The organism is Salmonella sp. SAL4457, from assembly GCF_046548235.1.
GTDB classification, from domain to species: domain Bacteria; phylum Pseudomonadota; class Gammaproteobacteria; order Enterobacterales; family Enterobacteriaceae; genus Salmonella; species Salmonella enterica.
Window position 1 is genome coordinate 1 of the sequence record NZ_JBGDZO010001251.1, and the last position, 239, is coordinate 239.

General features: G+C 66.5%; 1 protein-coding gene. It reads left to right on the plus strand.

All coding sequences use genetic code 11. The annotated features are described in order from the left end of the window. A partial coding sequence (locus ACLJNW_RS28205; RefSeq protein ID WP_410961933.1) for a 2-amino-4-hydroxy-6-hydroxymethyldihydropteridine diphosphokinase occupies positions 1–239 on the plus strand: 239 nt, incomplete at both ends.

Sequence of the window (239 nt, forward strand, 5' to 3'; positions counted from 1 at the left end):
CTATGCGCCAGAGCGCAAGGGGCTGCCGCTGGATATCGACGTGCTGTTCTACGGCGACCTGGTGGGCGATTTCGATGGCCTGGTGCTGCCGCGCGCCGAAGTGCTGAAGAACGCTTTCGTGCTCTGGCCCTTGTCCGAGCTGGCGCCGAACCTGGAGCATCCGGTCGCCCGCCAGCCGCTGGGCGATCTCTGGCGCGAGGCGAGGATCCAGCAGAAGCTCTGGCCGGCGCCATTCGAAT